At 69.7% G+C, this 8,533-nt stretch carries 1 protein-coding gene; it reads left to right on the top strand.

Annotated elements, in window-relative coordinates; translation table 11 throughout:
* The first annotated feature begins 7,314 nt into the window (after positions 1-7,314).
* Positions 7,315-8,472 (top strand): serine hydrolase domain-containing protein, encoded by a 1,158-nt coding sequence (locus ABD794_RS11245; protein ID WP_344962775.1) that lies wholly within the window; start codon positions 7,315-7,317, stop codon positions 8,470-8,472.
* Positions 8,473-8,533 lie beyond the last annotated feature (61 nt).

Genomic DNA, 8,533 nt, shown 5'->3' with positions numbered 1-8,533 from the left:
CCGCCGCCCTCGCGACGTGCTCCGCCGGTCGTAACGCTTGAGCCGACACAGCGTGGGCAGCCGGTAGGTAACCGCGACAAATCGATGAACGCGGCCCGACATCTCGGCCTCGGCGATCGACGGTCGGGGCCACCAGGCGGCATCCGCTCGTCCTGCCGGACGAAGGCGGGCCGACGCAGCGCCTGGTACGTACGGTCCAGCAGGACGTTACGGACATGGGCTGTTCGCGCTTGCCCGCGGTGGGGTCGTCCGCTCCAGCGCGGGGGACGAGTGCGCTCAGCGCGACGGTCAGCTCCGCGTGGCGACTGCTGTGCGCCCATGGGCCCACACGCGCCTCGACGGTCCGCGCCTCAATTCGGGACAGCGATGGGTCGGGCGCCGGTTCCCCGAGCGACAGGAGGGTGCCGAGGGCCGGGATGGCCGGAGAGCACGAGCCCGGGCGCGGTCCAGGTCGCTCGGCGGGGGCGAGGGCTCGGCGGGATCGGCGGGGGGGGCGTCCGGGCGCAGTTCCGTCACCGCGACTCCCAGGCCGTCACCAGGAGGCGCAGGACATCGAGCCGGTTGACCGGCCTGCCACCCCGCGCTCCACCTGGGAGAGCAGCTCGTCGTGCGTCCGACCGCGGTCGCCATTGACCTTCTGCGTCAGCCCTCGCCGGGCCCTCAGTTCCGCAAACCTCGCTGCCCGAACGCGCCTCGCCCGTTGTCCGCCACGCGGACCGTGATCACACCTTTCCGTCGATGTGCTCCATGGAAGTTCACGTCGGTCCGTGCCACGAACTTCCGGCGTCTCTTCGGAGGAAATGCCGGACATGCGGCTCGCCGTTCAGGGCCCTCGAACGCCGCCACGGTCCGCATAGAGCTCCATAGAAGACGCGTACGCTCGGTTTCGCCGTACGCAGATGGTTCACATACACACCGTCCCCGGTTCGTCCCGGCCGAATCCTTCGAGCGTCCTCGACACCACTCGTCGAAGGCCTCGGCGGCTTTTCCTCGCTCCGCAGCGTGAAGCGCACGACCAGCCCGTATCCCACGGCCATGTCCCGGTCCTCCCCTCAAGTCGCATCAAGATCGCAGAAGTGGAGCGGACCGAGGTAGACGCAGAATTTTCTTGACTCGCAGAAATACTGCGAGTAGCGTCGCGGTCACGCCGAACAAACCACACTCGCGCCCCACGGGAACTGCGTCATCCGCAGGCGGCTTGGGTCGACCACGGGAAGGAATGAGCACCTGCGGCGCGCGTGCGGCACTGCGGCCGGCGTCACCGACTACCGGGCGCTCGGGCTCGGCCCTGGGAAAGACCGAGCGCACGCAAGCTCTACGGGGCCGACCCGCACGCACCGGTGGCACCGCTCGCCCTGGAGGCCGGAAGACCCGACGGCCCGCCGGACCTCTCGCCGGGAGTGGGACCTGCAGCTGGAGAGTGTTCCGAGGCGAACGGCGGGAGCCACGGTGGGAAGGACCATGGCAGCCCGTGACCACTCCTACCCCCGCCACCGCCTCGTACAGGTTGAACCCCGCCAGCCGCCAGCACACCAGAGCGCCCGCGATCTGGTGATCAGCGCCAGGGGGACGTAGCGCCAGCAGCGCCTTGCCGCGCCGACGATGCCTCAGGCCCGCCACGGCCACAGGGCCCAGGACGGCGCCGACGCCGACGGAGAGTGGGTCGGTCTAGCGGGCGCGAGGTTGGCGTGTCATGATCTGGGTCAGGTCGCCAGGAACTCGGCGACGAGGATCAGCATGAAGCCCGCGCCGGAGACCTTCCAGAAGGACTTGGTCGGCGGGGCCCCTGATCGCTCGTCGGCATCGGCCTTTCTTTGAACAGGCAGACACGGGGCCCGCGCCCTAGCAGGAAGGCCCACACCACGACGCCTGGAGCAGGCGGTGCGGCAGCCAGCGTGAGGAGGCTGCCGGCGGCGATGGCGAGGGCGACGTGGACGCGAAAGGCCGCGGCGACGCCGGGAGACGTAGGACGACCTGTAGGCGGGTGCCGAGCATCAGGGACGCACAGGGCGGTTCTTGTCCTGGAAGCTCGGCCAGGAAGATCACGCCGAAGCCAGGGCGGTCACGGTCGGCTGATCAAGGGTTTCTCCCCTTCGTGGGGCTGCCGCACGAGAGCTGCGGGATCGGATCATGGGTCGCTTTCGGCTCGGCAGCGTCGTGGACACTTGCGGCCAAGGTCTCGTGGCGTCCAACGTCGGGTAGGTACGTTGCTTTTTCGGGCGCCGGCCGGGCGCGAGGACCTCAGCAGTATGTCGACGTCCGGGCCGAAGAGCTACTGCCCTTCTGCTCCCCTCAGGGTACGTGACGCCCCGCCGGTGCGCCGCCGGGCAAATCGCTTCGCTCCCGTCGCACCCTGTAATCAGGAGCCCGGGCGTCAGTGGGACCCGGGACGCCGCCCCCGTATTTACCGAACGGTTTTTCTGATAGGGGGAGGTCGGGGGACTATTAAAGAAATTTTGACTTGCAAGTATTGTGAGGGGTACCTAACCTTTGGACTTCGTCGTATGTTCCGTCCCCGACACGAGGGAGCTCCACCATGACCTCCGGATCCACCCAAAACATGTTCAAACGTCGTCCTCCACGGTCTCCGCACCGCTCGCGGAGCGCCTGGACGCGGCCCGGCCGTACGTCCTGCTGTCTCCGCATCGTCGTCGGCTGCTGTTCGCGCGCTGCCACGCATTCGCTCGCTCTTCGGAGTCCTGGCGTGCGCGGCCGGACGAACGGCGCACGATCGACGCCGGCACCTGGCCCGGCTGGTACGCGGCCGTGATCACCAGATGGTCTGCAGGCCGCCTGGTCATGATTCGGCGCCGGCGTACCCCGCGGCGCGGCCTGATCGCCTCCGGCTCGATGGCGTCACACGCGTACTGCGAGACGCAGCCAGAAGCTGGCGCACATGTGGCCGCATCAGACGCGCGGCGATGGGCCGCGGTCTGAGTCGCTTCTGCTGCGGCTCTCTGCTGCGTTCGCTGTAGAGTCTTCACGCGGCGCCCGGCCCGCTGGCCCTGAGCCGGCTGTTTACTCCGCGGCCGCGACCTCGCGGAGGCGGGCTCCACGGCCCCGCCCGCGGGTCGTCACGGAACGCCCGGGGCATGTGATGAGCGTACTCGCGAAGCGGTGATGCGCACTACATCGCTGCGCCCGCATTCACATTTCCCAGAAGCCCCACAGCGTACTGTGGACGGTGGTGAAGGCGCTCCTGCTTGCGATCCACTCGCGACATCGCAGGCGGGGGGACCGTAGCGAGGAGAATCGGACGTGCTGGGAGCAGTTGGGGCGTTGGCACGACACCCCATGGACCTACGTCATTGTCGGATGCGTCCGTCCTGTGGGACGTCTTCCTAGCCGGTGCTGCGAGCGGCGTACTGTGTGATCACGCCGCCACCGCACGCCGCGGGCTCACGGCACCGTCAGCACCCACAGACGGGACCGCCTTCGCAGAGTGTGCGGCCTGCGTGGCCTGCGCGCAGACCGCCTCGGTCGTCTCGGTGGACCTGGTCGCCTACCGGGCCGCCATGGCGCGGCGCGCGCACGGACCGCTTCGACCGCGCCATCGCCCAGCCCCCGCCGGCGCTCACACACGGCACCAGGAGCGGCTTCGGCACGCGCTGCTGCTGCGCGGCGGGCGGCGCGCTCGCTCGTACGCTGTCGCCGGTTGCGCGGCTGCCGCGGCCCGCGGTGGTCAGCCTGGGCGCCGGGAGGTCATGCGACACGCTCAGGGTGCGGGAGCTTCTCGCCTGCGTCCGCGCTGGCGGCCTGTCCGGGCCGTAACTCACCAAGCGTCTGCCTGGGCTCACTCGGTGCGGCAAGTCGGCTCTCACGGGCGCGCCCACCTGGATAACGGCACGGCGGTCTCCGTCCTCGCGCTCTTCCTCGCGCGAGGCGCACGCGTTCCTCGGTCACGCTCCATGGGCCGCGGCATACATCGAGGGCCGAGGCGGGACCCCGTGGCATCGGCCGCAGCACGAGCGGAGCAGCGAGAACGCGGACGGGCGATGCCCAGTCCGGCGTCTTCATGCGACGGCGTCAGTAGACCATTGGCTGCACAGAATGCGCCCTGCTTGCCGCGCGTAAACGAGGGCTACGCCCGTTCCGCCAACAGCTGTAGTCACGGCATGCGCTCGTTCGCGTTTATCGGGTAGCGGTGTGGTGCAGGACGGCCGGGGCCGCGCCCGACATCAGCCACGCTCCGCATCTGGACCCGAGTAGATGTACGGCGCAGCCACGAGCACGTCCCGACGGTCTCGTGGGCGGTGTGACGCGCACGCACGGAGTCGTGTACTGCTGGTCTCTGGCGGTAGTCGAGCAAGATGTACCCACATCCCGGCCGGGCGCGTAGCCCTCGGTGCTCGCTGTACGAGAACCGCGCGAGTCGTTGCCCTGTCTGTTGAGTAGCGGAAGTCCGCGTGTTCAGCCACTGCGTCGCATGGCAGGAACGTGTTGCGGACGGAGACTGTTCCCATATCTCTGCGCACGCGCTCGGTGCGATATCTGGCTCGCGAGCTCGGCGACCTGGCTCGGTCGTCGTAGCGTCACGTGACGGCCTGCACAGCCCGGGCGTCATCCTGCCGCACATGCTTAGGCCTTCGCGGACCCACTTACCCATCACCGCGTCGACAGAGTACACCGCCTTGTTGTTTACGGCTCCTACCTGGGCCGAGCCGACGCTAGGAGGATCTCGCGGCCTGCTGCCTGAGGCGGCAGTGGCCGCCGTCGCGGGACGGCGTGCCGCGGTCGCCACGGCGACTGGCCCGAGCGCGGCGGACGCGGCCCAGCAGGAACGCTTCATGGAGCGGCTATCATGTGGGGACTCCCAATTCTGCACGGAGTTCGTGCGGACAGACCGCAGCGCAGGGAGAACCACCGTGCGGTGGACGCGCGCCCTGTTGGAGCGCACCAGAAGGGTTCGGTTTCGCAGAGTGTCTGCCGGGGCGTCGCCGGCGCGGATGATGCCAGTCCGCTATAGCCCCGGCCCATCACCCCGGGGAACGGACATCGGCGCCGCTCCACAGCGCAATTCGCGCATCTCGCCCAGCAGATGTGCCGTGGTGTGTACCCACGGGGCGCGATATGCTCGCGCCCGTGGAGCTTGAGGTCAGGACACCTCCGAGCGCTTTGCGCCATCGCCGACACCGGCAGCGTACGGAAGGCCGCGTACAGCTGAGGCATGACCCAGCCCTCCCTCACACTCTAGCATCAGGCGCGCATAGCAGGAGCCGTCGAGGATAGTCTCCAACGGTGTTCATCGCGGGGCAGACGGGCAGCCGACCCACGCCGCTGGGTCAAATCTCCGTGCTGTCCCGGGCCGGACCAGCGTGCACGAAATGACGGCCACCACCACCGTTCTGGCCTACCGCGCGCGACGCGGCTGCGGCAGTCGGCTGGGTTCCGTGCCATGCCACTGGATCGCGCAACGGCGTCGGCGTGCCGCGTCGTGTCACGGCGTGTGGCTGCGCCTGCGACACGAGCGGCTGACCCACAACACAGCGACACGATCACATAGATCGGTCTCCTCGTACAGCGCCTGCTCCCACTGACTCGTCTCCACACACAGCTCGACGCCGGCATCGAGCTACACGAGCCGCGCCGGCTTCCCGCTGCGCCTCACCCGCGGAGAGGAAAGCGCGCGTGCCTGCGCCCACCCGCGAACCACACGGCGTTCGTGCAGGCCCTGTCCGCGGATCACCCCGCCGTCCGCACGCGCCTCGGTGGTCACGCTCGCCGAACATCACGAACTTTGTTTTTTGATCATGACGCCTGGATCGTGGACCGTCGGCCGGCACGAGAGCGCGCCGCGCTCCGCCGCAGCCTTCAGCCCTTGGCCGCGACACATCAACCACTCGCTCTGCTCGCACGTCTCCGCGACAGTCGTCACCGCGCGCGACACACTTGGTCGCCTCCGGCGAGGCGCGTGCGCTCCTGCGAACCCACCACGCAGCCCACGTGGACAGCCACCAAGTCGTCACGCCGCTGCCTCAGCGGCACACCCTGGACGCGCACGAGCGTCACCTCGTGACCCAGGCACGGCCGCGCTGCCGATCACACCGAGATGCGATCGCCCTGTACGCGACTTACACCGCGCCCGCTCCTGCGACCTGGCCGACGCTACACCGAGCTCGCCACCGGCAGTGCGCGTACACCGGCGCGTGGCGGGCGGCGCCGGAACAGACCGGTCCGCGTCGCCGTCCTCGCGATTCACCCACGACGGCGTCCGCGCGAGCGCAGGACATCTCGCCTGACATCGGACGGGTGACAGCGCGGTTGAAGCGGACGGTGCCGGGGCCAATTCCCAACGTTCCAGCGCGGTTCGCGCTCCCGATGGACGAAAGGGGAACCCATGGCCACTGTCTTCCATCCGCGATGTCGCCTTCATACCGACGCGTTGACGCGTCAACGCCGGCGATACGTCACCTGACAACGAAGACGCACCACGACCACATACAGGTCGACACGGGCCGACGACGGCTCATTCAACTCGGGCGCTTCGGCAGGCAGGACCTTCTCCCACACCTTCACCCGTGAGCGGGCCGTTCACCGTCACCACTGCGACATCCACCGGCGAGATGAGGGGGACAGCTCACGGTCACACTGAACACGGGGCCCGGAACTCCGGCACGTCCGTCCTGTACGGGCGGCGGTCCGATTGCGCACACGGGCCCGTGTCGTCCGACGGAGGCACTCAGCGCCGGAGCGCGCGCGTTCAGCACTCGCCCGCGTCCCGAATCGCCATCCGCACGATACACCCCGTCCGAGCCGCTCACGCGGCTCATTGAGCATCGTGCCGTCTTACAGCACGTCACCGGCCCACGCTCACCACTGACCACGAGTCGCCTGGCGGGCGGCATGACGCTCATGCACACACCGCGCACATGCAGACATCTGCCGTACGTGTCCGCCTCCGTGGCACGGTGCTGCCCGGGCAGTGGCTCGCACCGCGACCTCCCACAGCGACGCCTCCGCCGCCGACGCGCCGGCACCGCGACGGAGGGGTCGCGACCACCGCATCGGACCCGTGCTTGGCATTACCAACGAGCACGCACCGCCCGTCGGCACACTGCTGCCGTGAACCGCCCGCTGATCACGCGGTCCGCCCGGTGATGGCGCTTGGCCATGGCCCTCGTCCCTCGGACGTGACTCTGTGGTGGACCACAGCCGTGGGACGCAAGGGAGTCACGGGTGTGCCAGGTACGACCCCGCACCGGGGTCTTCCAGGTGCCCATGGGCCGGCCGGCGCCGACTGGTTGGCTGGAACCAGCTGACGCCGGAACGACCGAGGAGAAGGACGGACGATGCGCACTGAGGACGGGTATGCGGATGAGCCGCTGGACGGCTGCGGCCCTGGTCGCCGGGGTCCTGGTGACAGAAGTCGCCACCTCGGCGAGCTGCGCCCCGCGCGCCTCGCTCGACGCGGATGTACGGGCCGTCCGCGCGGCGGGCGGCGACGTCCGCGTCCTCGCCGAGGCGGACACCGGGCACGGCGTGCGCCGGGCGCGGGCGGGCGGCGGCTCCGAACCCACGCCCTGGAACGCGCAGTTCCGCACTGCGAGCACGACGAAGACGTTCACCGCGACGGTCGTCCTCCAGCTCGCCGCCGAGCGGAAACTGTCGCTCGACGACACCGTCGAGAAGTGGCTGCCCGGCGTCGTCTCGGGCAACGGCAACGACGGATCGCGGATCACGGTCCGCGACCTGCTCCGACAGACGAGCGGCCTCTACGACTACGTCGACGACCCCGCGCTCCTGGCCGCCCTCACCGGGGACTTCGAGAAGATCCGCCACGACGCGACCCCGGCGCGGGACTGGGTGGCCGTCGCCCTGCGCCACCGCCCGCTCTTCACCCCGGACCACCGGAAGCCGCGCTGGTCGTACTCCAACACCAACTACCTCCTGGCCGGGATGATCGCCGAGAAGGCGTCCGGCGACGACTGGCGCACCCTCGTCGAGCACCGCGTCATCGCCCCGCTCGGCCTGCGCCACACCTACGTCCCCGGCGCGAACCCGCACCTCCCCGGGCCGCACGCCCGCGTCACCCTGCGCGGCCCCGGCGGCACGGTCCTCGACGCCACGGAACACAGCATCCAGCACACGGCCGACTCCGGCGTGGTGTCGACGACGTCCGACCTCAACACCTTCTTCCGCGCCCTGCTGGGCGGAAAACTCCTGCCGCCCGCCCAACTGGCCGAAATGAAGCGGACGGTGGAGCGGACCGGCGCCGACGAGGACCTCGCGGCGTGGCCCGACGGCGGGTACGGGCTCGGGGTGCGCCGGACGCCGCTGTCCTGCGGGGGCGGCTACTGGCACCACGAGGGCGACGGCTTCGGCACGTACACCCGCACCGGGGTGACGGAGGACGGCCGCCGGGCCGTCGCCGTCTCCGTCACGAGCGCGGGCGACCGCCCGGACCTGGTCCGGCTCAACCGCGCCACGCGGAAGCTGGTGGACGACGCGCTGTGCCGCGCAGGTGGACGGTGAGGGTCACCGGGGTGCTGCCGGGGGCCGAAGCCGAGCGGCTTCTCACCGAATCACACAATGC

Source organism: Streptomyces thioluteus, from assembly GCF_039535865.1.
Note: the sequence above shows the minus strand (reverse complement) of the source record. Positions and strands in the feature narration are given on the sequence as shown.

What these genes read in the sequence shown, in the direction of transcription:
- ABD794_RS11245 (WP_344962775.1), top strand. Translation starts at nt 7,315, where the DNA reads ATGAGCCGCTGGACGGCTGCGGCCCTGGTCGCCGGGGTCCTGGTGACA.